This window comes from Streptomyces sp. NPDC006691 (genome assembly GCF_042869955.1).
Classification (GTDB): domain Bacteria; phylum Actinomycetota; class Actinomycetes; order Streptomycetales; family Streptomycetaceae; genus Streptomyces.
The window spans coordinates 145,151-168,702 of the sequence record NZ_JBIAGW010000006.1 but is presented as its reverse complement, the minus strand read 5'-3'; the positions used below and the strand labels follow the sequence as shown (position 1 = coordinate 168,702).

25 protein-coding genes are annotated in these 23,552 nt (G+C 71.8%); 13 read left to right on the top strand and 12 right to left on the bottom strand.

Going from position 1 to position 23,552, the window contains the following annotated elements; genetic code table 11:
• Positions 1-44: 44 nt before the first annotated feature.
• A complete protein-coding gene (locus ACFYNP_RS16255; RefSeq protein WP_388785975.1) occupies positions 45-515 on the top strand; it encodes a MarR family winged helix-turn-helix transcriptional regulator in 471 nt (156 codons plus the stop codon).
• A 340-nt stretch (positions 516-855) separates the two neighbouring features.
• On the opposite strand, the gene ACFYNP_RS16250 is transcribed toward ACFYNP_RS16255, so the two are convergent.
• The 4 genes from ACFYNP_RS16250 to ACFYNP_RS16235 form a co-directional block, all read right to left on the bottom strand.
• Positions 856-2,148 carry a DUF4157 domain-containing protein gene (locus tag ACFYNP_RS16250; protein ID WP_388785973.1) on the bottom strand — a complete coding sequence of 431 codons (1,293 nt, stop codon included), beginning with the start codon at positions 2,146-2,148 and terminating at the stop codon, positions 856-858.
• Between the two features lie 364 nt (positions 2,149-2,512).
• Positions 2,513-2,956: a hypothetical protein gene (locus tag ACFYNP_RS16245; RefSeq protein WP_388785971.1), complete on the bottom strand. Its 444-nt coding sequence runs from the start codon at positions 2,954-2,956 to the stop codon at positions 2,513-2,515.
• Positions 2,957-3,689: 733 nt separating this feature from the next.
• On the bottom strand, positions 3,690-4,076 hold the full coding sequence (locus tag ACFYNP_RS16240) for a hypothetical protein (RefSeq protein ID WP_388785970.1): 387 nt from the start codon (positions 4,074-4,076) through the stop codon (positions 3,690-3,692).
• Positions 4,077-4,471: 395 nt separating this feature from the next.
• Positions 4,472-5,053, bottom strand: a complete 582-nt coding sequence (locus tag ACFYNP_RS16235) for a TetR family transcriptional regulator (RefSeq protein ID WP_388409451.1) — start codon at positions 5,051-5,053, stop codon at positions 4,472-4,474.
• Positions 5,054-5,133: 80 nt separating this feature from the next.
• Here ACFYNP_RS16235 and ACFYNP_RS16230 point away from each other — a divergent pair, with 80 nt between their 5' ends.
• Complete coding sequence (locus ACFYNP_RS16230; protein ID WP_388785968.1) at positions 5,134-6,054, top strand: NADP-dependent oxidoreductase; 921 nt, start codon at positions 5,134-5,136, stop codon at positions 6,052-6,054.
• Between the two features lie 851 nt (positions 6,055-6,905).
• Here the strand turns inward: ACFYNP_RS16230 and ACFYNP_RS16225 are convergent.
• Complete coding sequence (locus tag ACFYNP_RS16225; RefSeq protein ID WP_388785966.1) at positions 6,906-7,172, bottom strand: hypothetical protein; 267 nt, start codon at positions 7,170-7,172, stop codon at positions 6,906-6,908.
• A gap of 173 nt (positions 7,173-7,345) precedes the next feature.
• On the opposite strand from ACFYNP_RS16225, the gene ACFYNP_RS16220 reads away from it, so the two are divergent.
• On the top strand, positions 7,346-8,257 hold the full coding sequence (locus ACFYNP_RS16220) for an oxygenase MpaB family protein (protein ID WP_388785965.1): 912 nt from the start codon (positions 7,346-7,348) through the stop codon (positions 8,255-8,257).
• Here the strand turns inward: ACFYNP_RS16220 and ACFYNP_RS16215 are convergent.
• Complete coding sequence (locus tag ACFYNP_RS16215) at positions 8,246-8,767, bottom strand: PadR family transcriptional regulator (protein ID WP_388786279.1); 522 nt, start codon at positions 8,765-8,767, stop codon at positions 8,246-8,248. The genes ACFYNP_RS16220 and ACFYNP_RS16215 overlap by 12 nt on opposite strands.
• 143 nt (positions 8,768-8,910) lie before the next feature.
• On the opposite strand from ACFYNP_RS16215, the gene ACFYNP_RS16210 reads away from it, so the two are divergent.
• The gene (locus ACFYNP_RS16210; RefSeq protein WP_388785963.1) at positions 8,911-9,702 is read left to right on the top strand and encodes an alpha/beta fold hydrolase; all 792 of its coding nucleotides are present in this window, start codon (positions 8,911-8,913) and stop codon (positions 9,700-9,702) included.
• Here ACFYNP_RS16210 and ACFYNP_RS16205 read toward each other — a convergent pair.
• Positions 9,672-10,271: a class I SAM-dependent methyltransferase gene (locus ACFYNP_RS16205; protein WP_388785962.1), complete on the bottom strand. Its 600-nt coding sequence runs from the start codon at positions 10,269-10,271 to the stop codon at positions 9,672-9,674. The two genes, ACFYNP_RS16210 and ACFYNP_RS16205, sit on opposite strands and share 31 nt — an antisense overlap.
• 169 nt (positions 10,272-10,440) lie before the next feature.
• On the opposite strand from ACFYNP_RS16205, the gene ACFYNP_RS16200 reads away from it, so the two are divergent.
• The 9 genes from ACFYNP_RS16200 to ACFYNP_RS16160 all read left to right on the top strand — a co-directional run bounded on the left by ACFYNP_RS16200 (position 10,441) and on the right by ACFYNP_RS16160 (position 18,897).
• Positions 10,441-11,208, top strand: coding sequence for an MHYT domain-containing protein (locus tag ACFYNP_RS16200; protein WP_388785961.1), 768 nt, complete (start codon positions 10,441-10,443; stop codon positions 11,206-11,208).
• 50 nt (positions 11,209-11,258) lie between these two features.
• Positions 11,259-13,772, top strand: coding sequence for a nitrate- and nitrite sensing domain-containing protein (locus ACFYNP_RS16195; protein ID WP_388785959.1), 2,514 nt, complete (start codon positions 11,259-11,261; stop codon positions 13,770-13,772).
• A complete protein-coding gene (locus ACFYNP_RS16190) occupies positions 13,769-14,254 on the top strand; it encodes a roadblock/LC7 domain-containing protein (RefSeq protein WP_388785957.1) in 486 nt (161 codons plus the stop codon). Before ACFYNP_RS16195 ends, ACFYNP_RS16190 begins: the two co-directional genes overlap by 4 nt.
• Positions 14,255-14,275: 21 nt before the next feature.
• Complete coding sequence (locus tag ACFYNP_RS16185; RefSeq protein WP_388785956.1) at positions 14,276-14,692, top strand: DUF742 domain-containing protein; 417 nt, start codon at positions 14,276-14,278, stop codon at positions 14,690-14,692.
• On the top strand, positions 14,673-15,266 hold the full coding sequence (locus ACFYNP_RS16180) for an ATP/GTP-binding protein (RefSeq protein ID WP_388409423.1): 594 nt from the start codon (positions 14,673-14,675) through the stop codon (positions 15,264-15,266). Before ACFYNP_RS16185 ends, ACFYNP_RS16180 begins: the two co-directional genes overlap by 20 nt.
• Positions 15,267-15,390: 124 nt before the next feature.
• Positions 15,391-15,804, top strand: coding sequence for a roadblock/LC7 domain-containing protein (locus ACFYNP_RS16175; protein WP_388409420.1), 414 nt, complete (start codon positions 15,391-15,393; stop codon positions 15,802-15,804).
• 272 nt (positions 15,805-16,076) lie between these two features.
• Positions 16,077-17,069, top strand: a complete 993-nt coding sequence (locus ACFYNP_RS16170) for a DUF6397 family protein (protein WP_388785954.1) — start codon at positions 16,077-16,079, stop codon at positions 17,067-17,069.
• Between the two features lie 65 nt (positions 17,070-17,134).
• Positions 17,135-18,079: a RimK family alpha-L-glutamate ligase gene (locus ACFYNP_RS16165; protein WP_388409416.1), complete on the top strand. Its 945-nt coding sequence runs from the start codon at positions 17,135-17,137 to the stop codon at positions 18,077-18,079.
• A gap of 8 nt (positions 18,080-18,087) precedes the next feature.
• Positions 18,088-18,897: a RimK family alpha-L-glutamate ligase gene (locus tag ACFYNP_RS16160; protein WP_388786277.1), complete on the top strand. Its 810-nt coding sequence runs from the start codon at positions 18,088-18,090 to the stop codon at positions 18,895-18,897.
• Between the two features lie 91 nt (positions 18,898-18,988).
• Here ACFYNP_RS16160 and ACFYNP_RS16155 read toward each other — a convergent pair whose 3' ends face one another.
• From ACFYNP_RS16155 to ACFYNP_RS16135, 5 genes are all read right to left on the bottom strand, one after another.
• On the bottom strand, positions 18,989-19,597 hold the full coding sequence (locus tag ACFYNP_RS16155; protein ID WP_388785952.1) for a histidine phosphatase family protein: 609 nt from the start codon (positions 19,595-19,597) through the stop codon (positions 18,989-18,991).
• A 203-nt stretch (positions 19,598-19,800) separates the two neighbouring features.
• On the bottom strand, positions 19,801-21,003 hold the full coding sequence (locus ACFYNP_RS16150; protein ID WP_388409411.1) for an ABC transporter permease: 1,203 nt from the start codon (positions 21,001-21,003) through the stop codon (positions 19,801-19,803).
• A complete protein-coding gene (locus tag ACFYNP_RS16145) occupies positions 21,000-21,797 on the bottom strand; it encodes an ABC transporter ATP-binding protein (RefSeq protein ID WP_388785951.1) in 798 nt (265 codons plus the stop codon). The genes ACFYNP_RS16150 and ACFYNP_RS16145 overlap by 4 nt, the downstream gene beginning before the upstream one ends.
• Complete coding sequence (locus ACFYNP_RS16140; protein ID WP_388785949.1) at positions 21,794-22,858, bottom strand: peptidoglycan-binding protein; 1,065 nt, start codon at positions 22,856-22,858, stop codon at positions 21,794-21,796. Before ACFYNP_RS16140 ends, ACFYNP_RS16145 begins: the two co-directional genes overlap by 4 nt.
• A complete protein-coding gene (locus ACFYNP_RS16135) occupies positions 22,855-23,358 on the bottom strand; it encodes a hypothetical protein (RefSeq protein ID WP_388785947.1) in 504 nt (167 codons plus the stop codon). Before ACFYNP_RS16135 ends, ACFYNP_RS16140 begins: the two co-directional genes overlap by 4 nt.
• Positions 23,359-23,552 lie beyond the last annotated feature (194 nt).

The window sequence follows — 23,552 nt, the reverse complement described above, 5'->3', positions numbered from 1 at the left end:
GTGTCAGATTCCTGACACCCAGGACGGTATGTCAGAATACTGACATGAGTCAAAAGGGTGCCGGCGTCGACCTGGACAAATCACTGGGCTACCTGCTGAAAGAGGCTTCGAGCGCGTTGCGCGCAGCCATGGAGGAGGTGCTGCGGCCGCTCGGTATGAGCGTGACGCACTACTCGTGCCTGGAGCTGCTGGCGCAACGGCCGGGCTTGTCGAACTCCGAGCTCGCGCGCGGGGCCTTCGTGACCCGCCAGTCGATGAACGTACTGCTCCAGACCCTGGAACGGGACGGCTACGTGACCAGGCCGGCGGCGGCGCCGGTAGGGAAGGCGCTTCCCGCGCGGCTCACGCCTCGTGGCCGACGGAGTCTGGAGAAGGCGACGGTCGCGGTCCGGTCCGTCGAGGTCAGAATGCTGTCCGGCATGACCGGAGCCGAGCAGTCGAGGGCGTTCCGGATCCTGCAGAGCATGATCGATTCCCTGCGCGCCGACGGAGACGGCGACGACGACGGCGCATAGCCAGTCCCTCGGCGCGGGCCGCGCGGCGCGCCGGTGGTCTCGTTCCGGAGGCGGTGCCACCCAAGTCCCTTGTCCAGCAGGGACATTGACCTCGCGCGCCTCTCGCGGCTCGGTGTCCCGCCCGGTTCGACACCGTCCCCGGCAGCCGCCCCTGAGCCCGGGGCCGGCGAAACGGCTCGCTTTCTCAGCGGGCTGTGGCACAGCCGCCGTGATGCCGTGGAGCGGCGCGACAGCGCGGAAGCCCCCACCCGATCGGATGAGGGCCTCCTCCCAACTGCCTGCCTGTGCCGCCGCCGCGCGCCGTCGGCCCGGGATCAAGACCTGCGGCGCGACCGCCCGGTCACCAGCTGGTGTCCATGGCGTCGCCATCCTGCTGAGGGTTCCCGAATCCGGGGTTGTCACTGTGCTCGACGAGTGTGCGCGTGCCGTCCGGAGCGACCTGGTAGATGTCGACACACTGGATGAACTCCGGCCGGATGCCCTTCCAGAACGCGACCTCCTGCTGTTGGTGGAAAGCGACGGTCCCCAGGCTCTCCACCAGGTCCATGCCACCCGGCGCCCGGATCGTGTAGCGAATCGCGCGGCCGTTCTCGATGGCCCACTCGGGAGCGTATCCGTCACCTGAGCGCGTGACGGAGACGAGAGCGGAGCGCCGGGACTCCTTGAGCGTCTTCTGGTAGGACCTCAGACTGTTCGGCACCTTGACGTTCCAGGACCGGAATCCCTGCGGGAAGATCTCATCGGGAAGGCGCCGGTCCCAGCGGTAGAGCGGCTCGCTGTCCGCCCGGTACTCGATTCTGGGCGCGGGCCGCCCCTGTGCGTCGTGCCGCAGAGTGGGAAGCCTGCTCGGATGCAGGCCGAACTGGCTGCGCCCGAAACCCGCGGCCGGCTGGGGGACGGGTGTCGTCTGGCGGCCGGGCTTCTGGAGCCTTGCCGCGTCGAGGTTCTGTGCGCTCTCGTAGCCGCCGTCGGAATCAGAGTCGCTGTGCAGGACGTCTTCGACATCGGAGAAGTCCGGGGTGGTGGCCCTCTGTACGACAGGTGCCGGGCCGGCGAGCGCCCGGGCGGCGTTGGACTCGGCTTCACGTTCGAAACGGTCCGACGGGTCGGAGACCTTGAGCCCGGAGCCGTTGTCGGTGCCCGCGACGGGACCCTGGCGCTGCTGGATGACATGGGTCAACTCGTGGGCCAGGGTGTGCCTGTCGCCTCCACCGTCACCGATGACGACGTGACTGCCCGAGGTGTACGCGCGGGCGCCGACCTCCGCGGCCGAGGCCTTGGCGGCGGCGTCGTTGTGGATGCGGACGTCGGAGAAGTCCGCGCCGAGGCGGGCCTCCATGTCGGTGCGGGTGCTGTCGTCGAGGGGGCTGCCGCCTGTCCGCAGGACGTCATGGACGGCGGAGCGCTGAACGGCGGGCTGTTCCTGGTGGCCGCAGCCCGCACCGTGCTGGTGCTCCTCGGGCGGCGTCAGGCGGTGACCGGAGGCCCGGAGCATCTGCACGACGGCCGCGTTGCCCGCGGTGCCCTGGAGGGCGAGGAGCCCGGCGGGTATGCCCCCACCCGGGGCCGGGTCCTTCGCCGCGGCTGCGCGTGCGGGCTGTTTGTCGTCAGTGCGCTGCTCGTTGGTCTGCATCTGTCCCCCTGGCTTGGCGGCGGGGCCGCGGCGACCTCGTCGCCGCGCATGGCCCTGTGATCATTTCACGCGCCGCAATCGTCCCCCTAACGCCGCTGGGCCCGCGCCGTTGGTGTGGGGCAGCGCGAGAACCTCATGTGCCCGCTGCTTCGCCCGGCGATGGGTGCCACCTGCGTGCTTGCACTGATGCGAGCGAGATACGTATCGGGAGCCGCGTGAACTTCCGTTGGTGATGCGCGGTGCTGCGCGGCGCCCCCACGCCGTCACGACGAGGACGCCCCATCCGAGGCCGGGCCGTCACCTGCTCCAGAATTCGGGGCTCCGGTAGGGCAGCGGCAGCCCTCGTTCCCCGCCGCCACACCAGTCAGTCCTGGTCGACGGTGGCCTGGAGATGAGCCAGGAAGACCTCCGTGAGCCCCGGGACCGGAACAGGAGGAACCAGTTGATCGGGCAGACCGGCTTCCAGCCCCCACTCCGTGTTGAACGTTGCCAGGACACCGGCCGGAACGACGGCTCCCCGCAGCCATGCTGCGAACTTGGCCGCCTGGGACGCCGTGCAGTCTTCGAGCGAGACACCCTCGGGGCTGAGCTTCGCCATTCCCTCGACCGTCTCATCTCCCAGCGTGACCCCGAAGTGCAGGACAGCTCCCGGTAGGGGACCGGTGCCTTCGTCGAGGCGGAGGAACCCATCGGGGTCCCGTTCACGCAGGGCGGTTTCCAACAGTGCGTAGGACAGGTGCCAAGTCTCCTCGTTGGCCGGCGCGAAGATGTACATGGTGCGCAGTTGCGCGAGCTCGATGGCGTCCACGGTGGTTACTGGTTACTCCGTCAGTCGTGCACTCATCAGGGGACGTGGCCGGCGTCCCTTGAGAACGCCGTACGCGGCCATCATGACGCTCCAGTAGGGCACGGAGTGCTGGGTGTTGATGACCGTGGCAAGCCTCGCATGGGGGTGGTACGGGGTCGGTTGAGGGGACTGCTGGTGCTGATACCCGGGAGGTGGATCCTTCGTGCCCGGGGTATCCCGCTCCGCGCCTTTGGTAGGCGACCTCGGCCGGCCTGCCCCCGGTGCGTCTCCAGTCCTGAGGTAGTTCAGCCCGAGTTGGTAGGTGCGCTGTTCCGGGCCGGCCTGCGGCGGGGGTGCGCGTATCCTCGGCACCATGGGTGACTTTCTGCCGCTGTTAGTGATCTCTGGAGGCTTGGCCGGAGTGCTTGCCGGCCTCGTATGGCTGGCACGTCACGTTCGGCGCCGGGGCACAGCGGGCACGGCGGTCGCCGCGGCACTGGCCTCGTGGGAAGAGGCGTATCGCGTAACCGCTCACGAGTCGCACTGGGAGATCAAGGCGCAGGCGCAGCGTCAGGCCCCCGCGTTGTCACCGGATGGCCACTGGCCGCGCATCCGGCACGATGCGGAGGTGGGCGGGAGGAAACGCACTTCCGCGTCTGCGCAGCGTCGGGGAGGCGTGAGCCTGCGTCGTCTGGCACGCCGATGGCGGCAACGCCGCTGATCAAGTCGACGGCAAGCAGTCGTCACGACCGCGTCACCGGCTCCGGCGGGGTTGGGCGCGGACAAATCCGGCCGGGTCGGCCAGATAGCGGTCGAGGTCCGGGTCTTCGTGGAGTGCGAAGACCTCGTCGAGAATCTGCCATGTCGGGCCGAGTTCGGCGCGGAGGCGGCCGAGCGCTCGGCGTACCGCCTCGTTGAAGTCGTGGCACTCCGCTTCGCGCCACGGTCCCGGGTCCGGGGGATAGTCCCAGTTCAACGACGTGTCGTAGCGAGCTATGAGGCTGCTCAGGACGTCGCGGAGGTTATGACTGATCGGTAGTCGGTCCAGATCAACCGGGTACCCCCACGCTTCCTGGTCCTCCGGGGCCGCCCACAGGACAGCGCCTGAACCCGCGTCGAAGAAGAATCTGGCTGTGGGCATGGTGTCGACCTCTCGCTGTGTATCTCGGTTCGAGCAGCCACCACGGTCTCGTCGACTCGGACCACTCCAACCACGCTGTCCAGGGCCCGAGTTGCAACGCTGCTCGCGGTGGCGGAACACCGGGGCCCGGCACCCCGATGTCCTTCCTGGTCTCCCCACGACGTGAACGCGCCCGCATCCGCAGCGAGCAGGGCATTCACTTCGCCGGGCGACCACTTGCCCAGGCGGCGTGAGCATCTTCGGAGTTCTTGCCGCCCAGGGCGCCACTCGTACCGGATCGCCCGGCTCGCGTGTCCCCTTGCGGTCGTCGGCGGTCCGCTCAGCAGCGGCACAGCGGCACAGCGGCACAGCGGCACAGCGGCACAGCGGTTCGAGGCACCATTCGATCCCGATGGCTACAGATCAAGCCGGTGCACGGTTCCGGTCGCGCGTACGTCGGCGAGCGCTTGCCGTGCCAGCGGGCCGAAGTCCTCGCTGTTGTCGGTGTCGATCCACTGGTCGTAGGCGATCTCCCAGGCGAGCGACCCCAGTTGAGCGGCCACGCGCGCGGTCAGGCTCGGGACTCCGCGGCGGTTGAGGGCGTCTGTCATCGAGGCGGTGAGCTCGATCCTCTTCAGGGCTTCACGTTCGCGCAGTTCCGTAGTGGCGTTCAGAACGGCCTGGCGCCGGCCGCTGAACTCCCGGCGTTCGGCGGTGAAGAACGTCCGGCCGAGCGCGTCGAGGGCTTCCGCCACCGAGTCGAGCGGCCCGGAGCCGGGCGGCGCCGCGGCGATCCCCTCAACGAGCAGACCGGCCACCGTGCCCCCGCCGAAGAGCACCTCGCGCTTGTCGGGGAAGTACCGGAAGAACGTGCTCTTGGTGAGCCCGGCGTGCTCCGCGATCTCGATCACGGTCGTGTTCTCGTAGCCCTGCTCCTCGAAGAGGTCGAGGGCAGCGGCGGCGAGTCGTCCGGGTGCGTCGGGTTGCCAGCGAGCCATGGGAACAGTGTACGGGACTTGGTCCCATCACTGGTGTACGGTCGATGAGACCAAGTCCCATCACTGGCCAGGAGTCACCGATGAGTAGAGCTGTCCGTTACCGGCGATTCGGCGGTCCCGAAGTACTCGAAGTGCAGGAGATACCCGAGCCGCACGCCGCGCCGGACGAGGTCCGCGTCCGGATCACGGCCGCCGGGCTGAATCCGATGGACTGGCAGATCGCCAGCCGGCCCGACATGGCGGCGCGGTTCGGCCTCGCGCTGCCGGCCGGGTTCGGCAGCGACTTCGCCGGAGTGGTGGACGAAGTGGGCGCCGAAGCCACCGGATTCGCGGCCGGCGACCGGGTGTTCGGCGCGGCGATCGGCCGGTCCGTCGCCGATTTCGTGCTGGTCAGGACCCCCGCCGCAGACCTGTGGCCCATCCCGCCCGGCATCGGCGACGAGGTGGCGGCCACGCTTCCGGTGGCCGGCCTGACGGCCTCCGCCGCGCTCGCCGCGATCGGACTCCGCGCCGGGGACACCGTTTTGATCGGTGGAGCGGCAGGTGGCGTGGGCATCTTCGCCGTGCAGCTCGCGAAGCTCGCGGGTGCCCGGGTGATCGGCACCGCCTCCGAGGGCACGTTCGGATTCCTGCGCGGCCTCGGCGCCGAACCTGTGACGTACGGCCCTGGCCTGGCGGACCGGGTACGGGCCCTGGTGCCCGAGGGGATCACCGCCGCGACCGACCTGTTCGGCAGGGAGGCGGCCGAGACCGCCCTCCAACTCGGCGTGGCACCCGAGCGGGTCTCCGTCGTGGCCGACGGCCCCGCCCCGCCGCCCGGTGTCCGCAAGGCGGGTGCACTCGACGCGGGTCCGGGCGCTCTGGAACGGATCGTCGACGCTGTCCGTACCGGCGAGATCACGGTTCCGATCGCGGCGACCTTCCCGGTCGAGCAGATTCGCGAAGCCGTGACGACACAGGCCGAGGGGCACGTTCACGGCAAAATCGTGATCACCCTGTGAACCGGCACGAGAGGGACTCGGTGACCCGGATCCACTTGCACAGCACCCTTTAGCGTGTCGCGTGTGCCGGGCCATGCAGGCAGGGTGTCTTCGCGGTCTGTCCTGCATGACCCGGTCGGGCGGCCGCGTCCGGCCGGGCCCGCAGCGAGCCTCCAGCATGGTCACTGTGTCCACGGCACAGCGGTGGGCCGGAATCCGGCCCCCGGCCCACCGCGCCACCCTTCCTGCGCCGGGCAGGGTCGGCGGGCAGGAAAGCACAGGGTCAGCGGGCGGCGAAGCACTGACGGTCCTGCCGCCGTTTCTTCTGAGATGGACAGAGGTGGCGTGAGCGAGACGGTTGACCATCGGTCATCCGGTTCCGCCCGTGTCACGGGGTGCAGGTCGGGCCTGCGCATCCGCGGGGCGCGCGGGCCGGAGGCGGACACGGCCCCTTCGATGCTGTCCGGCGCTCGGTCAGCTCCAGGGTGCGGTTACCGCCGCCGTGGCGCGCGGCGTTGGCGACGCGTTTCGACACCACCAAGACCGCCGTGTCAGCGGTGCAGGCCGCGACCGGACGGGCGAGATCGTCGGGGAAGTCCCGAGCGCTGACGCGTGCGTCAGCGACGGATGCGGGGGAGTGGGCGGTTGTGGGGTCAAGGCTCCTCGTGTCCATCGGCCGCACCACGCGCTCTCTGCATCGTTCATGCCCGGGTCCCGCCGGCAGCCATGCGCCCCCCGCCCTGGCCTGCTGTCCCCAGCTGATCCAGGCAGCCCTGATGGCGGAAGCAAGCCGTTGCGGCTGGGGAGCGTGGTCAGGGCCCGGGAGCGCGGACGTCGAGGGACCCGGACCACGGGCTCTCCGCTCGGGATCGTCAGGCCGCGGGCAAACCCATCAGCTCCTGGACGACGGCGGTCGGCGACTCGTCGCGATCGCGGGCCAGTGCGATGACGGCCCGGCAGGCCAGTTCCCGGACCCCGAACGACAGGGCTTCCGGTGACACCCAGCCGGCCGCCTCGTCGCCCGCGTCCTGGTCGTCCTCCGCGCAGGCCGCCACATACGCGGCCGCCGCCTCGAAGATGTTGTGCCGGCGATCGTCGGCCGGTGGAGTTTCGGCAGCCTTGCGGAATCTCCCGAACATCAGGACCACCTTCCCGTGGACGGTCCGAGCGCAGACGCCCGGCAGGGCCGGCCTCTCGAACGGTCCTCACCAACGTGTTCCCGCCAACGTGCTCTCACCAACGTGTTCCCATCGACGTAGAGTTGGATTTCCGTCGAGAGATGGTCGACATGGTCGACAGAAAGGTGTCAGCCGTGACTCGCTTCGACCGGCTCAAGGAGATCCAACGGCTCGACCCCGAGCGGGACTTCCTGGAGATCCATCGGATGACGGCGAGCCTGGAGTTCCCGTGGGACTACACCCGCGCCCTGGAGCTCGCGCTGTACCGCACCTATGCCGTGCCGAGCATCGGTCAACTCCTGGCGCGAACAGCGGAACTGACGGAGCGTTCGCAGAAGAGGTATGACGACACGACCCTGCTGCTGGACGCCATCGTCGAGCACGGCTTCGACAGCGAGGACGGACGGGCCGCGGTGCGCCGCGTCAACCAGATGCACCGCTCGTACGACATCGGCGACGACGACATGCGTTATGTGCTCTGCACCTTCGTGGTGGTGCCGAAGCGCTGGCTCGACTCCTACGGATGGCGGCGCCTGAGCGACCACGAACTGCGTGCCGCTGCCCGCTACTACCAGACGCTCGGCCGGCACCTGGGCGTCAAGGAAATCCCCGCTTCCTACGAGGAGTTCGAGCGCTGCCTGGACGAGTACGAGGCCGCCCACTTCGGCTTCGACGAGGGCGGCCGGAAGGTGTCGGACGCCACCCTCGACCTCATGGCCTCCTGGTACCCGCGCCCGCTGGCCCCCGCGCTGCGTACCGTGAGCCTCGCCCTGCTCGACGACGCCCTCCTGCGTGCGTTCCGCTACGAGCGGCCCGCCCCGGCCGTGCGGTCCCTGGTCCGTGGCGCGCTGCGCCTGCGAGCCCGAGCCGTACGCCTGCTCCCGCCGCGCTCCACACCGCACTACGGCCGCCAGAACCCCGAGGTCAAGGGCTACCCGAACGGCTATCGCGTCCCCGAGCTGGGTACGTTTCCCGTGCCCGGCGTCCGGGGCTGCCCGGTGCCCCGCGCCGGGGCGAGCGGGGCCGGGCCGGCCTCACTCCAGTGAACGCAGCGTCGCGCGCAGCCATGTGAGCTCGGCCGCGCTGGTGGCGCGTGCGATGACGAGGATGCCCTGCCGGTAGGGATCGTCCAACTCCTCTGCGGATACCGGGCGTTCGCCGTCGTAGAAGAAGCTCGCCGGCTCTTCGAGGAAGGCCAGCCTGCGCCGGAGCACCGCGGCCCGGTCGGCCGGGTGGGGCAGATGACGCAGAAACGCGAGCAGAGTGAACCAGCGGTTCTCGTCGGTGATGTCGAGGCGGTCCGGTTCGGCGAGGCGGCGCAGCAGATCCCGGCGGCCCGCCGCGGTGAGGGTGAGCATGTGCCGGGGGGCCGCCGCCGCGCCGGGCTGGGTCTCGCGGGCCAGCAGCCCGGCCTTCTCCAGGCGCTTGATCGCCGGATAGAGCGTGCTCTCACCGACCGGGCGCACATGTCCGGTGAGCGCCGTGATCCGTTTGCGCAGCTCATAGCCGTGCAGCGGCGCTTCGTAAAGGAATCCCAGCAGGGCGAGTTCGAGCATGCCCGCATTCTGCCGCATCCGCTGACGCTCCACGTGGTACATCGATGGCGTAGTACTGCGTTACCGATGTATGGTCGCGGCGAACAGAGTGAAAGCGGTGCTCGGTCGTGACGGCCGGGTGCGCCGGACACGGGGGAGTGCGCATGCGGCAGACGGAATTCGACGGGCGGGGCGGCCTGATCCGATGGACGGAGAGCGAGGGGGCCGGACCCGCCCTGGTGTACGTGCACGGCCTCGGCTCCATGTCGGCCGTCTACCATGCCCACATCGCGGCCCATCCCGCGCTCGCGGGTCGCCGCCAGCTCTTCGTCGATCTGCCCGGGCACGGCCTCAGCGACCGGCCCGCAGATTTCGGCTACACCCTTGAGGATCACGCGGGCGCCCTCGGGGCGGCCCTGGACGCGGCGGAGGTCACCGGCGCCGAGCTGGTGGCGCACAGTATGGGCGGCGCGGTCGCGATCGTGCTCGCCGACCGCCGACCCGACCTCGTCGCCCGGCTCCTGCTGACCGAGGCCAACCTGGATCCCTGGCCGACGCCGCAAGCGGGCAGCAGGGGGATCGCCGCGTACACGGAGGAGGACTTCGTGCGCGGCGGCGGCTTCGCGGAGGTGCTCGCGCGCGTCGGTCCGGTCTGGGCGGCGACCATGCGCCTTGCCGACCCCCTGGGCCTGTACCGCACGGCCGTCGGGCTGGTGCGCGGCACGCGGCCGACGATGCGCGAACTCCTCGTGCGGGCCACCGGGATCGACCGGACCTACCTGGTGGGCGGTCTCGAAGACGAGCCGGCGGGGCGCGCCGAACTGGTCGCCTCCGGCGTCCGGGTGGTGACGGTTCCGGACGCCGGGCACAACGTCATGTTCGACGACCCGGCCGCCTTCGTACGGGAGGTGGCCCGGCCCGGCGGTCAGCCCTCGCGCACGGCCACCGCGAGGTAGCGCTGGTCCTCGTCGGCGTACGACAGGAGCCGCCAGTTCGCCGAGGCGAGCAGCGGCCGCAGCCGGGGTTCCGCGCGCAGGTCCTCGTCGCTGAGCGCCCGGCCGTGGCGGGCCGCGAGTGCGGCGCGGCCGATGGGGTGGAACAGGGCGAGATGACCACCGGGACGGGTGATGCGCGCCAACTCCCGCAAGTTCTGCGCTGGTTGGGGCAGATGGGAGATAAGACCGGAACCGAACACCACGTCGAAGGACTCGGGGGCGAGCGGCAGCCGGGCCACGTCCGCACGCAGCAGCGCGGCGTGCCGGTCGCGCCCGGCCCGTACGGCCTCGGTGAGCATCTCCGGGGTGAGGTCCACGCCGACGACGACGCCCGTTGGGCCCACCGCGGCGCGCAGCGGCGCCAGGGCGCGGCCGGTGCCGCACCCCGCGTCGAGCACGGTGTCGCCCGGTGAGAGCCCGACCTCCGCGACCGCCGCCGCGAACGCGGGGCCGTCGTCGGGGAACCTGCGGTCCCAGTCGCTCGCGCGGGCGGCGAAGAATTCCTGGACATGTGCGTGGTCTCCGGCCATGGCCCCATGATCTCCCATGCGCCATCGATCTGGCAGTGGCCGAAAATCGACCACGGCGAGCGTATTCGAACAAAACGCGATCGCGGGGGCACGCCTCTTCGTCATATTCCGGCAGCTTTCGAACTGCGCCCCCGTCGTGCGCCCCTCTCCGGACTAGCGTCCCTGGGCCATGGGACACCTGGACCACGCCGCCTTCGGCTGGCTGACCCCCGTGCTGTCGTACGCGATGGCCTGCACAGGCGCCGCACTCGGGCTGCGCTGCACCGTGCGCGCCCTGGGCGCCACCGGACGCTCCCGGCGCAACTGGCTGATCACCGCGGCCTCGGCCATCGGCACCGGCATCTGGACGATGCACTTCGTGGCGATGCTCGGCTTCGCCGTCAGCGGCACCGACATCCGCTACGACGTGCTCCTGACCGTTCTCAGTCTGCTCGTCGCCATGGTCTTCGTCGGCGCCGGAGTCTTCGCCGTCGGCTACGGCAAGGACCGCACCCGCGCCCTCCTGACCGGCGGCCTCGCCACCGGGCTCGGCGTCGCCGGCATGCACTACCTCGGCATGGCGGCGCTGCGGCTGCACGGACAGGTCCACTACGACCCCGCTCTCGTCACGCTCTCCGTCGTCATCGCCGTCGCGGCCGCGACCGTCGCGCTGTGGGCCGGGCTCAACATCGAGTCACCCGTGGCCGTGGCGGTCGCCTCCCTCGTCCTGGGCGCGGCCGTCAGCAGCATGCACTACACCGGCATGATCGCGGTGCGCGTGGACGTGGCGCCGAGCGGCGCCGCACTTCCCGGGGCCACGGCGATGCAGTTCATCTTCCCCCTTGCCGTCGGCCTCGGGTCCTACCTCTTCATCACCGCCGCCTTCGTCGCGCTCTCCCCAACGGCCCGCGAACGCGCCGAGTACACCTCGGCGGAACAGCTCGCCGCCGCCCCCTGAACCGCCCTCCGCCGCGCCGCACCCGGCCCCACCCGCAAGCGAGGAGATCCGTGCGCACACCCCGCAAGGCCCCGGACGCCGCGCCGCCGACCCCGGTGGGCACCCGTGGGCGACGCGCCCACGCGGGACCGCCGGCCGCCGACGAGCACGCCCTCGGCGAACGCCCGGCGCCGCAGGGCACCGAAGCCGTGTGGCGGCTGAGGCCGCGTACCGTTCGCGCCAAGATCGTCTCGCTGCTCATGGTGCCCGTCGTCTCGCTGCTCACCCTGTGGGGCTTCGCCACCGTCACGACGGCGCAGGACCTGTCCGCGCTGCGTCAGGCACGCCGCGTCGACGAACAGATCCGCACCCCACTGATCGCCGCCGTGACAGCGCTTGAGGACGAACGGACCGCCGCGGTGCGGTACTTGGCGGATCCGGCAGGCGATCGTGCCGCCGCACTCGACCAGCGGGCCGACCGCACCGACACCGCCCTCGCGGGGCTCAGGCTCGACCGGGACCACACCGTCGCCGACGCCGGGGGTGTGCCGGCGAGCGTGCGGGACCGACTGCGCACCTTCGTCGCCCAGACAAGGGAACTGGCCGCCCTGCGCACCGGCGTCCACGACCGGAGCGCCGGCTGGGACGCCGTCTACCAGCGGTACACCGGGGCCATCGGCGGGGGCTTCGACGTCGACGGCGCGCTCGCGAGTGTCCAGGCCCCCGCCCTCGGCCCCGAGACACGCGTCCTGTACGAGTTCGACCGGGCCGGCGAGATGCTCGCTCGCGAGGACGCGCTGATCTCCGCCGCACAGCTCGGCCACAGCTTCAGCGCCGAGCGTCTGCGCCGCCTCACCGGGGCCGTCGACAGTCGCCGCACCCTCACCGAGAGCGCCACCGCCGACCTCACCGGACCCGCGCGCGCCTCCTGGACCCGGCTCAGCGGGCAGAGCGCGTACGCGGCGCTGACCGCCGCCGAGGACAAGGTGCAGGCCGCGGAGCCGGGACGCGCGGCGGCCGTCGCGGTCGACCCCGCCGCCTGGGACACCGTCGTCGGCAGCGTGCGCAAGGGCATGCGGGACATCGCCGCCGCGGGGGCCCGGACCGCCACCGACCGCGCCGATCCGTTCACCCGCGGTCTGCTGACCACAGGCGGCGCGGCCGTCCTGTTCGGCCTGGCCGCAGTCGCCGCATCGCTCGTGATCTCCGTACGCATCGGACGCGGGCTCGTCGTCGAACTGATCAGCCTGCGCAACAGCGCACTGGAGATCGCCCGCCGCAAACTCCCCACCGCCATGGGCAGATTGAGGTCCGGCGAAGAGCTCGACATCCACACGGAGGCACCGCTCGGACCGGCCCCGCGGGACGAGATCGGACAGGTCGGCGAGGCACTCGGCACCGTCCACCGGGCCGCCCTCTCCGCCGCCGTCGAACGCGCCGAACTGGCCGGCGGCATCTCCGGCGTCTTCGTCAACCTCGCGCGCCGCAGCCAGGTCCTCGTACACCGCCAACTCGGCCTCCTCGACCGCATGGAGCGGCGCACCGACGACCCGGGCGAACTCGGCGACCTGTTCCGCCTCGACCACCTCACCACCCGCATGCGGCGCCACGCCGAGTCCCTGATCATCCTGTCCGGCGCCGCGCCCGGCCGCGCCTGGAGCGTGCCCGTCCCGCTCACCAACGTCGTACGCGCCGCCGTCTCCGAGATCGAGGACTACGCCCGGGTCGAAGTGCGCCGGCTCCCCGAGGCCGCCGTCACCGGCGGCGCCGTCGCCGACCTCACGCACCTGCTCGCCGAACTCGTCGAGAACGCCGCCCAGTTCTCGCCACCGCACACCAAGGTGAGGGTCACCGGCGAGCCGGTCGGCAACGGCTACGCGCTCGAAATCGAGGACCGGGGGCTCGGAATGGGCGAGGGCGTCCTCGACGAGGCCAACCGCAGGATCCAGCAGTCGGAGGCACTCGACCTCTTCGACAGCGACCGCCTCGGCCTCTTCGTCGTCAGCCGCCTCGCCGCCCGCCACACCATCAAGGTCCAGCTGCGCACCTCGCCGTACGGCGGCACCACCGCTGTCGTGCTCCTTCCCACCGACCTCTTGCAGGACCCTGTTGAGGCGATCGAGCAGCCCGGCAGGGGCGCAGCCCCGCGCGACGGCCAGTCGGTCGGAGCGTCCCGCAGGACGATCGAGACGCCCCGCAGGCCCGTCGAGCCGCCCGTGACGGCGCCGGTCCGGCCGGCTCCGGTCGCCCAGTACACCCCCTCCGCCGCCAAGCCAGACCCTCCGGCACCACCCGGTGTGACCACCTTGCGCCGGCGGGCCCGCGGCATCGCCCCGGACGGTGGCGAGGACGGACTCCCGCGCCGGGTACGGCAGGCCAGCCTCGCCCCGCAGCTGCGCGGGACCCCCGCCCGCGAACCCGAAGCCGGCCCGGACACCGCCGCGCCCACCCCCGAGCAGGCACGGGACCGGATGGCGGCCTACATGGGCGGCTGGGCCCGTGGCGGAGCGGACCGTCGTACCGCCCCAACGTCCGCCCCCGGCAAGCCTGTTCGTGGCCCCGACGATGAAGGAGACCGCGCATGATCGACCACCAGAGGCCCGACGCCCCGCACCACGCGCAAGCGGCACCCGGTCCCGGTTCGCGCGCGCGGCCCGGAACGCGCTCCGGTGAACTCGACTGGCTGCTCGATGACTTGGCCCTGCGCGTGGGCGAAGTCCGACACGCCGTCGTGCTGTCCAACGACGGCCTGGCCGTCGGTGCCTCCAGCGCCCTGACCCGCGAGGACGCCGAACACCTCGCCGCGGTGGCCTCCGGGTTCCACAGCCTCGCCAAGGGAGCCGGACGCCACTTCCAGGTCGGCGCGGTGCGCCAGACGATGGTCGAGATGGACGAGGGCTTCCTGTTCGTCGCGGCCGCGGGAGACGGCTCCTGCCTCGCCGTACTGTCCTCGCTCACCACCGACATCGGGCTCATCGCGTACGAGATGGCGCGCCTGGTGAAACGCGTCGGCGAGCACCTCTGTACGCCGCCGCGGCACGCCGTGCGCCCGCCGGCCGCCGGTTGACCGGAAAGGCACGCCCACCCCATGAACGAGTACCGGCCGGAAGGCCCCGCGTACCGGCCGAGCCACTGGTACGACGCCGACGCGGGGCCGCTGGTCCGCCCGTACGCCATGACCGGGGGCCGCACCGCGCCGGGACCCAGCGGTGTTCGCCTCGACCTGATCGCACTCGTCACACCGGCGGTGCCGCACGGGCCCGAGCCCGACGGCGAAGCCCTCCTGGGGCCCGAACACCGGGCGTTGCTCGCCCTGTGCCGCAAGGAGACCCAGTCCGTCGCCGAACTCGCCGCCGATGCCGACCTGCCCGTCGGGGTCGTCCGCGTCCTCGTCGGGGACCTGCTCGAATCCGGTCATGTGGCCGTCAGCCGGCCCGTACCGCCCGCGCAGCTGCCCGACGAGATCATCCTGAGAGAAGTGATCGATGGCCTCCGAGCCCTGTGACCCCGCCCCCGCCCTCGCCCTGAAGATCCTCGTCGCGGGTGGCTTCGGCGTCGGCAAGACCACCCTCGTCGGAGCGGTCAGCGAGATCCGGCCGCTGCGCACCGAGGAACTCCTCAGCGAGGCGGGGGAGTCGGTCGACGACACCGGTGGCGTGGACCAGAAGACCACGACGACCGTCGCCATGGACTTCGGCCGGATCACCATCCGCTCGGGCCTTTCCCTGTACCTCTTCGGCACACCGGGGCAGGATCGTTTCTGGTTCCTGTGGGACGAACTCTCCCAAGGCGCGCTCGGCGCGGTCGTCCTCGCCGACACCCGTCGACTTGAGGACTGTTTCCCGGCGGTCGACTACTTCGAGCACCGTGGCATCCCGTTCGTCGTCGCCGTCAACTGCTTCGCGGGGGCTCGCGCCCACGGAGCGGCGGACGTCTCGGCTGCGCTGGACCTGGACCGCGGCACCCCCGTGGTGCTGTGCGACGCCCGAGACCGCGACTCCGGAAAGGAGGTGCTGATCCGGCTCGTGGAGTACGCCGGGCGCATGCACACCGCGCGCCTGCTCGACTCGGTCGGCTGATGTCCCGGCCCGCGCCGACGCGCGACTTGCCGGAGCCGGGCACCGCTTGCCCGGGGCGCGCCGGTGGTGAAGGGTGGCAGGAGAACGGGGACACGGGGAACGGCATGAAGCGGGGAGGCCTGACATGGCACTGAACAAGGAACTCGACTGGTTGCTCGACGACCTGACCCGACGGGTCGAGCACGTGCGCCACGCGATCGTGCTCTCCAACGACGGCCTGGTCACCGCCGCGAGCGCGGACCTCCCGCGCGAGGACGCCGAACATCTGGCGGCGGTCTCCTCGGGCCTGCACAGTCTCGCCAAGGGGTCGGGCCTGCACTTCCGAGCCGGCAAGGTCCGCCAGACCATGGTCGAGTTCGACGAGGGCGTCCTGTTCGTCACCGCGGCGGGCGACGGCAGCTGTCTGTGTGTGCTCAGCTCCGCCGATGCCGACATCGGTCAGATCGCGTACGAGATGACCCTTCTGGTGAACCGGGTGGGCGAGCACCTCTCGGTCGCGGCGCGGCAGCCGGGCGACTTCGGGACGAGCGGGCTCTGACCGCCGGAACCGGCATTCCGTGCGGGCCCGCTCGATCGGTTGGCCCGCACGGGGCCGGGGTCGTGGCGCCCGCCTGTGCCACGGCCGCGGCGGCCGCCTGTGCCGGAGTCCGTGGCGCCTGCCGGAACCGGCATGCCCCAGGGCGGACTTGAGTCCGTCAGGCGCCGGAGCGGAGTTATCCACAGGCCGAGCGGGATGACGGCACGGCGCGTTACGGTCGTCACCGAGAGTATTCGTCTCTCGCGTACTCGTTCCTCACGGGGGAGGATCCGATGACCGTCTTCGCCGCTGTCACCACCGTCACCACCAAGAACGCCGTCGTGCCCGCAGCCGTCGCGGGTGCGGCGGCGCCGGCCGGCCCACCGCTCGCACCGGGCGTCGCCGCACGCGAACTGGAACTGAAACGCGCCGAGTTCGAGCTGGCCGTCCAACTCGGCCACATCCGCACCGTCCCGAACCCGGGTGGCGGACACCGGCGGGTGACCGCGCGCGAGGTGGCCCGGCTGAGAGCAGCCGAGGGTTTTCCCGAAGGCCTGCGTGAACGGGTGCGGACCGTCGGCACCGCGGAGGGCGCCGAGTTGCTCGGCATCGCGCCCGGCCGCTTCACCAAGCTCGCCCGCGCGGGCCGGTTCGCCCCCGTACGCTGCTATCTCAACCGGTACCGGGCCGTGGTCTGGCTCTACCTGGCCGACGAGCTGGTCGAACTGGCGCTGCGCAGACCGGAGTTGCTCAGCGGACGCCATCCGGAGCCGGACCGCGACCGGGACTGGCGGCCGCGCAACTGGCGGGCCCGCAGAATCGCGATGCTGGCACGCCTGACCGACGACCAGTGGGAGCTGGCTGCCGCGGTCGCCGCCACGCTCGACAGCGCGCATCTCGCCCACATCGTGCCCGACCCTTATGAACGGGCCCATTTGAGACGACTGCGACCCGAGACCTTCAGGGTCCACCCCGAGTCGCCGACCGCCCGTGGCGTCACCGACGCCCTGGTCCTGGCGGACGAACCGGACGAGATCGACTGGTGCCGGCTGCGCCTGGTGGAGGCGCTGGCGGATGCCCGGGACCAAGGCCCGGCCCCGGGCCCGGCGCTCGACGTGGGCCCGGCGCCTGCGGACCGGCCGGCAGGCGGGCCGGAGGCGGCTCCCGCCGCAGGGCGGCCATCCCTCCGGCGGGCAGGAGTGCCGGTCCAGCGAAGACTGCTGGGGCGCCTGCGGCGGGGAGGGCGACCGGGCCGGGGTGGGCGGCGACCTGCCCCCAGTTCATGACATCCTGTGACGTCACAGCTCGCCGGACGGGATCGGCGGACGTCCGGGCATTACGGGGAAGGTCGATGAGGCTCTGCTTCCTGGTGGAAGAGCACTACCGCCATGACGGCATGCCCGTCGAGGTGATCCGCCAACTCGGTGCCTGGGGGCACCAGGTCGACGTGGTGCGGCCCGGCGGCTCGTTGCTGAGGATGTCCGAGGCGGTCCGGGCGGGCAGCCATGACGCCTGGGTGCTCAAGACGGTCTCCGGCGGCCCGGGGCTCCCGCTCCTGGAAGCCGCCGCCGCCGTCGGCCTGACCACGGTGAACGACGTGCGCTCCATCCGCGGAGTGCGGGACAAGGCGCTCGCGTCGGCCATCGGGCGCAGCCGGGGTCTGCCGGTGCCGATGACCTACGCGGCCGCCACGCCCGAACTGCTCGTGGAGATACCGGAGTCCGAGTTCCCGCTGGTGGTGAAGCCCGCCGACGGCAGCTCGGGGCGGGCCGTGCACCTCGTGCCGTCGCCGGAACGGCTGGCCGCGATGCTGCCCGTCCTGGCCGGGGAGGGGATGCTCATCGCGCAGCCGTACGTCCCCAACTCGGGCATCGACCTCAAGGTGTACTGCGTGGGTGGGGAGTTGTACGCCACCGAGCGCCGCTCACCGCTCCACCCCGATCAGGGCGTTCGCGAACGGCACGTTCCGCTGCCCGCGGAAGTGGCCGCCATCGTCGACCGGGTGGGCGCGGTCTACGGGCTCGACCTGTACGGCGTCGATGTGCTGCTCGGTCCGGACGGGCCGGTGGTCGTAGACGTGAACGACTTCCCGAGCTTCCGCCAGGTCCCGGACGCGGCCGCGAAGGTGGCCCGCGCGGTGCTCGAACTGGCCCGTACGGGCAGCGAGGTGGCCGCGGCCGCGTTCCTGCCCGGTGTCCCCGGCGCGGGGCGCGTACCGGAGCAGCCCTACGGGGGCGGCGTGCCGGCGGCCGGGGTGCCGGCCGTGCGGTCCTCGGCGGCGGTCGAGGGCCGGTGAGCGGCACGATCACGGTCGGGCTCATCACGCCTGAGCCGGACCATCCGCTGCTCGCCGCTACCACGCGACTGCTGCGACGTGAGCACCGGGTGGTGGCGCTCCACCCGGAGACGACGCATCCCGACAGCCTGGACCGGCCGGCGGACGTCTATCTGCTGAAGTCGCGTACGCCGCGCGCGCTCTCCCTCGCCCGTGAGCTGGAGTCCCGGGGCGCCCCGGTGATCAACTCGGCGGATGCCACCGCCCTGTGCCAGGACCGTACGGCGATGGCGCAGCGCGCCCTGGAGGCGGGGCTGCCCTTCTCGGCGACCCGTACCCATGCCTCGCTGGCCGAGCTCGCGGCCGGTGCGGGACCGCTCGCGCCGCTCGTGGTGAAGAGTCGGCACAGCCGGCGGCACGACCTGGTGGCGCGGGTCGACAGCCGGAGGCGGCTGGCAGAGTTGGCCGAAACCTGGGCCGATGAGCCCGTGGTGACCCAGGAGTTCGCGGCGAACAACGGGGACGACCACAAGCTCTGGGTGATAGCCGGGACGGTTTTCGCGGCGCTGCGCCGCTCGGAACTCTCCCCGGCGGGTCGCGGCCCCACCCGGTCCCTCGCGCCCGGTCAACTCCCCTCGGGATGGCGCGAGTTGGTGGTGGAGGTCGGCGAGGCCTTCGATCTCGATGTCTATGGGGTGGACGTCATAGCGACACGGGAGGGTGCGCCGCTGATCGTGGACATCAACGCCTTCCCCGGTATACGCGGCCAGGCCGGGGCGCCCGAGGCTCTCGCGGCCCTGGCGCTGCGCCGGGCCAACGAGTCGGTGGCGCCGGCCTGAGGGCCGACGCCACCGGGTGCGCCACCGAACAGTGCCACTGAAGGGTGCGCCACCGAACAGCGTGCCACCGAAGGGTGCGACGTCGAGGCGTTCAGTTCGCGGTGGGCTCGACCACCGTGTTCCACGCGGTGAGCACCGGGCGGCCGTGTTCGCGGCCGAGCCGGGACAGGGCGCCCGTGTCGAGGACGAACAGGGCGCCGCCGGAGGCGGGCAGGCCCAGATAGCGGGCCGTCAGGGCGCGCAGGAAGTGCGAGTGCGCGATGAGGACGACGTCGTCGTCGCTCGCGCGCAGGGCCGCGTCCGCCTCGGCCAGCACCCGGTCGGCCCGTGCGCCGATCTCGGCCGGGCTCTCGCCGGGGTGGTCCGCCGGGCCGGGGGCCACGCCGTCGGTCCACAGGTCCCAGTCGGGCCGGGTGCGGTGGATCTCGTCCGTGGTGATGCCCTCGTAGCCGCCGTAGTCCCACTCGTGCAGATCGGGAGTGATACGGGCGTTCTTGAGACCGGCCAACTCGGCTGTGTGCACGGCTCGTTGGAGCGGGCTGACCAGGGCGAGGCCGATGGGCCGGTCGGCGAGCAGCGGCGCGACCGCGCGGGCCTGCTCCTCGCCGTGCGCCGTGAGCGGCAGGTCGGTGTAGCTCGTGTGCTGTCCCGAGCGCGACCATTCGGTCTCCCCGTGACGTACGAGGATCAACTCACCCATGGCTGTGTATTCCGTTCTCCGTGTGCGTCCCCCGGGCCGGTACCGCCCCGGCCTACGCGGGGACAACCAGCTGAGGGGCGCGCGCATTCCGTGCGGACCGGCCTGTCGAGTGTCGGATACCTCACGAACGGCCCGAACGGCGAACGCACACGCGGGCCGCCCCGAATCCAGCGATCCGGGGCCGGCTCGCGCGGGCGCCGCGCTCAGGCGGAGTGCAGCGCGAGGGTGGGGGACAGGCGCGAGGCGCGGACCGCGGGGTAGAGCCCGGCGACCGTGCCGATGACCAGCGTCGCGCCGAAGCCGCCCGCGACCGCCCAAGCCGGGATGACCCAGGGGATGCCGCTCGACACCGAGTACACCGCTGTCGCCGCCGCCCCGAGCACGATGCCCGCGGCCCCGCCCAGCCCCGACAGGAGCAGCGACTCGGTGACGAACTGGCCCCTGATCTGGCCCCGGGTCGCGCCGATGGAACGGCGCAGTCCGATCTCGTAGCGGCGCTCCAGGACTGAGATGATCATGGTGTTGGCCACGCCGACCCCGCCCACCAGGAGGGCCACCCCGCCGAGCCCGAGCAGCAGGCTGCTGAACGCGCCCTCGGTGGCGGCCTTCGCCTGGAGGCCGGCGGACGGATCGGTGACGCCGACGTCGCGCGGTGTCTCGGGCGAGACGGTGCGCGGGATCAGGTCGTGGACCCGGTCGACCGAGGCGTCGGCGGACCGTTCGTAGACGGCGGTGGGACGGCCGTCGAAACCGAGACGGCCGGTCGCCACATCCCAGCCGACCAGTGCCGAGCGTGCGATGTCGGGCGCCAGCGGCAGCGGGTCGAGGATGCCGAGCACGGTGAAGTACTGGCCGTCGATGAACACCTGCTGACCGGGTGAGGTGATGCCCAGTCGCCCCGCCGCGACATCGCCGAGGACCACCGACGGGTACTTCCCGGTCGCGGAGTTGAGGAAGGTGCCGCTGCGCAGGGTGCCGCGCAGGGTGGTGAGGAGCTCGTCGGTGGCGGCCTGCACCTGGATGCCGCCCGTGATGGTGTCGGGAATCTTCTCCGAGCGGCGCACGGTCGCGGGCACCGAGCCCGTGGCGGCGACGTGCTGGACCCCCGAGATCCGCGCCACCCGCCCCGCCGCGTCCTGCGCCATCGGGACCGGTTTCCCGGTGAGCAGATCCGTTCCCGGGGTCACGACGAGCATGTTGGTGCCGAGCTTGTCGAGCTCGCGGAGCAGCTGTTCCTTGCTGGACGCCGAGATTCCCACCACCGCGATCATCGTGGCGATGCCGATCGCGATGCCCAGCGCCGAGAGCACCACCCGCATCGGCCGGCTGCGCATCCCCGAGGCACCCGTGTGCAGGATGTCCCGCGGGCCGAGCCGGGCCGGCCTGAGCACCGGCCGCCCGCTCATCGGACCTCCCCGGGCAGTGGTGCCGCTTCAGGACCGCCGTCTCCCGCGGCGCCGAGCGCGTCCCGACCCGTGCCGAGCGGACGGCGGGAACCGCTGTCCTCGACCACCCGGCCGTCCCGGATCCGGACCTGGCGCGGGAGCCGGGCGGCGATCTCCATGTCGTGGGTGATCACGGCGATGGTCGCGCCCTCCTTGTTGAGCTCGTGGATGAGTTCCATCACCGCTTCCCCGGACGCCGAGTCGAGCGCCCCCGTCGGTTCGTCGGCGAGCAGCAGATCGGGCTCCCCGACCACGGCTCGGGCGATGGCCACCCGCTGCTTCTGTCCGCCGGACAGCTCGTGCGGCCGGTGCTTCACCCGGTCGCCGAGTCCGACCCGCTCCAGCGCACGGGCCGCCCGCTCGCGGCGCTCGCGGCGCGGAAGGCCGGAGTAGAGGAGGCCCTCCGCCACGTTGTCCTGGGCGCTCATGCCCGGTACGAGGTGGAACGCCTGGAACACGAAGCCGATGTGCTGGGCCCGCAGCGCCGAGAGCCGGCGGTCGCCGAGGGCCGCCGCGTCGTGCCCCGCGATGCTGACGGACCCGGCGGTCGGCAGATCGAGGGTGCCCACGATGTGCAGCAGCGTCGACTTGCCCGAACCGGACGGGCCGACGATCGCGAGGAGCTCACCCCGCTCCACGGTGAGATCCACCCCGCGCAGCGCGGCGACCCCGCCCGGATACTCCTTGGTGACCCCGGACAGCTCGACCACGGGCGGCTCGAATCCGGGCGGTTCGATGAGAGGGGCAGTGCTCATGTCGAAGGCACCCCGACCCGCTGGCCCGAGCGCAGCCCGGCGCCGGATATCTCCACGCGGCCCTGGGCGAACATGCCGAGCTCCACCTTGACCTCGCGCGCCTTCCCGTCCTCCACCACCTGCACCCCGAACGACCCGTCGTCGAGCGCGAGCAGCGCCCCGACCGGCACGCTCAGGACGTGTCTGCGGGTCTCGCCGCTGAGCTTCACGGTCGCGGGAGACTTGTCGATCCCCTTGACCTTGCCCGGATCGTCGAAGGTGACGGTCACGGCGATCCGGGGCGCCTTGTCGTTGGGGTCGTCGCCCGCTTTCGCGGTCGCGCCGACCGACGACACCGTGCCGGACGCGGTGGTCCCGTCGGGCAGCTCCACCTGGACCTTGCCGCCGGTCTGGGCGAGCGCGGCGTCCGACACCTTCAGCTGGAGCTGTACGACCCGCTCGGAGCCGGTGGTCGTCAGGAGTTTCTGGCCGGGTGCGACACGGTCGCCCACCGCGGCGTCCGCGCTCTGCACCCGTACCGGGCCGGCGGCGAACGCGATCTGCTCGGGCCCCACCTGCCCGCTCCGCGTCAGGCCGTGCGCCTTCTGCCAGCGCTTGACGGCATCCGTGGTGCCGGGCGTGAACGTCTCGTCGTCGGCGAGCCCGTCCCCGTAGCCGAGCGCCCTCAGGTTCGCCTTCAACTGCCGTACGTCGGTGCCCTGGTCGCCGCTCTTCAGTACCCGGTACATGGGCTCGGTCCCGTACATGAGGCGTACGTCCTTGCCGTCGACCGCGTACAGCCTGCCGTCCCGTTCGACGCTGGAACCGCCGCCCGAGATCCAGGTGAGGGTACCGGCCGCGCCCGCGTTCAGCCTGCTCTCGCGCGAGTAGCCGAGCGTGCCGTCGACGCTGGTGCTGCTCACCAGGTCGCCCTGCTCGATGGGGGCGGTGGCGGCCGGGAGCCCGGTCTGCCGCTGCGCGGAGTCCTTGGCACCGGGCTGGGCCAGTCCCGTGACGGCGAACCCGCCGCCCGCCACGGCCGCCACCGTCACCACCGCCGCGATCATGGTCCGGGGCCTCATGCGGCGCACTCGTTGAGCGCCTTCAGGAACGTGTCCGGGTCGGCCCCCGAGGGGATCTTGAAGCCGCTGCTGCGGCCGCTCTCGACCTTCGGGTCGGGCATGTCGAAGCCCTTGCCCCGCAGACACTGAGCGATCCTGACGGCCTGGTCCCGCTGCTTGGGGTCCGGGGTGCCGGAGCCGTCCCCGCCCTGGACACCGGACCCGCACGCGTTGAGGGCCTTGTTCCACTTGTCCGCCGCGGTGCCCTGCGGCGGTGAGAGCACGTGGGCGTTCGGGTTCTCGCCCGGCTTGAGGTCGGGTACGTCCATGCCTTGCTTGCGCAGGCAGCTCCGCAGCGCCTGGGCCTTGTCGGCGCCGGACGCGTCCCCGCCCGAGCCGCCGCCGGAGGTGCCCGACTCCTTTCCCGAGTCCCCTCCCGACGAGCCGGAGCAACCGGTGGCGAACAGCGCGAGCCCCGCCATCCCGGACGCCAGGACCAGGGTGAGCCGGTGGTTCCTCATCGTTTCTCTCCTCGCGGACATGCGTGGACGCGGCACGGCTGCGCGCGACCGGCCGCCGAAGCGCGGCCGAGGAGAGCGTCCAGGAACCCGCTGTTTCGTTTCCCTTACAGCTCGGGGCACGGGCCCACCGGCCCCTGGCGCAGGGCGCACGGCTCCGGGGGAGGGCCCGCGTAACAACGGCGAAAGGTCCGTTT

What these genes read in the sequence shown, in the direction of transcription:
- ACFYNP_RS16145 (WP_388785951.1), bottom strand. Translation starts at nt 21,797, where the DNA reads ATGAGCACTGCCCCTCTCATCGAACCGCCCGGATTCGAGCCGCCCGTG.
- ACFYNP_RS16255 (WP_388785975.1), top strand. Translation starts at nt 45, where the DNA reads ATGAGTCAAAAGGGTGCCGGCGTCGACCTGGACAAATCACTGGGCTAC.
- ACFYNP_RS16225 (WP_388785966.1), bottom strand. Translation starts at nt 7,172, where the DNA reads ATGTTCGGGAGATTCCGCAAGGCTGCCGAAACTCCACCGGCCGACGAT.
- ACFYNP_RS16235 (WP_388409451.1), bottom strand. Translation starts at nt 5,053, where the DNA reads ATGGCTCGCTGGCAACCCGACGCACCCGGACGACTCGCCGCCGCTGCC.
- ACFYNP_RS16230 (WP_388785968.1), top strand. Translation starts at nt 5,134, where the DNA reads ATGAGTAGAGCTGTCCGTTACCGGCGATTCGGCGGTCCCGAAGTACTC.
- ACFYNP_RS16185 (WP_388785956.1), top strand. Translation starts at nt 14,276, where the DNA reads ATGAACGAGTACCGGCCGGAAGGCCCCGCGTACCGGCCGAGCCACTGG.
- ACFYNP_RS16240 (WP_388785970.1), bottom strand. Translation starts at nt 4,076, where the DNA reads ATGCCCACAGCCAGATTCTTCTTCGACGCGGGTTCAGGCGCTGTCCTG.
- ACFYNP_RS16210 (WP_388785963.1), top strand. Translation starts at nt 8,911, where the DNA reads ATGCGGCAGACGGAATTCGACGGGCGGGGCGGCCTGATCCGATGGACG.
- ACFYNP_RS16175 (WP_388409420.1), top strand. Translation starts at nt 15,391, where the DNA reads ATGGCACTGAACAAGGAACTCGACTGGTTGCTCGACGACCTGACCCGA.
- ACFYNP_RS16140 (WP_388785949.1), bottom strand. Translation starts at nt 22,858, where the DNA reads ATGAGGCCCCGGACCATGATCGCGGCGGTGGTGACGGTGGCGGCCGTG.
- ACFYNP_RS16215 (WP_388786279.1), bottom strand. Translation starts at nt 8,767, where the DNA reads ATGCTCGAACTCGCCCTGCTGGGATTCCTTTACGAAGCGCCGCTGCAC.
- ACFYNP_RS16150 (WP_388409411.1), bottom strand. Translation starts at nt 21,003, where the DNA reads ATGAGCGGGCGGCCGGTGCTCAGGCCGGCCCGGCTCGGCCCGCGGGAC.
- ACFYNP_RS16190 (WP_388785957.1), top strand. Translation starts at nt 13,769, where the DNA reads ATGATCGACCACCAGAGGCCCGACGCCCCGCACCACGCGCAAGCGGCA.
- ACFYNP_RS16170 (WP_388785954.1), top strand. Translation starts at nt 16,077, where the DNA reads ATGACCGTCTTCGCCGCTGTCACCACCGTCACCACCAAGAACGCCGTC.
- ACFYNP_RS16200 (WP_388785961.1), top strand. Translation starts at nt 10,441, where the DNA reads ATGGGACACCTGGACCACGCCGCCTTCGGCTGGCTGACCCCCGTGCTG.
- ACFYNP_RS16180 (WP_388409423.1), top strand. Translation starts at nt 14,673, where the DNA reads ATGGCCTCCGAGCCCTGTGACCCCGCCCCCGCCCTCGCCCTGAAGATC.
- ACFYNP_RS16205 (WP_388785962.1), bottom strand. Translation starts at nt 10,271, where the DNA reads ATGGCCGGAGACCACGCACATGTCCAGGAATTCTTCGCCGCCCGCGCG.
- ACFYNP_RS16250 (WP_388785973.1), bottom strand. Translation starts at nt 2,148, where the DNA reads ATGCAGACCAACGAGCAGCGCACTGACGACAAACAGCCCGCACGCGCA.
- ACFYNP_RS16165 (WP_388409416.1), top strand. Translation starts at nt 17,135, where the DNA reads ATGAGGCTCTGCTTCCTGGTGGAAGAGCACTACCGCCATGACGGCATG.
- ACFYNP_RS16135 (WP_388785947.1), bottom strand. Translation starts at nt 23,358, where the DNA reads ATGAGGAACCACCGGCTCACCCTGGTCCTGGCGTCCGGGATGGCGGGG.
- ACFYNP_RS16155 (WP_388785952.1), bottom strand. Translation starts at nt 19,597, where the DNA reads ATGGGTGAGTTGATCCTCGTACGTCACGGGGAGACCGAATGGTCGCGC.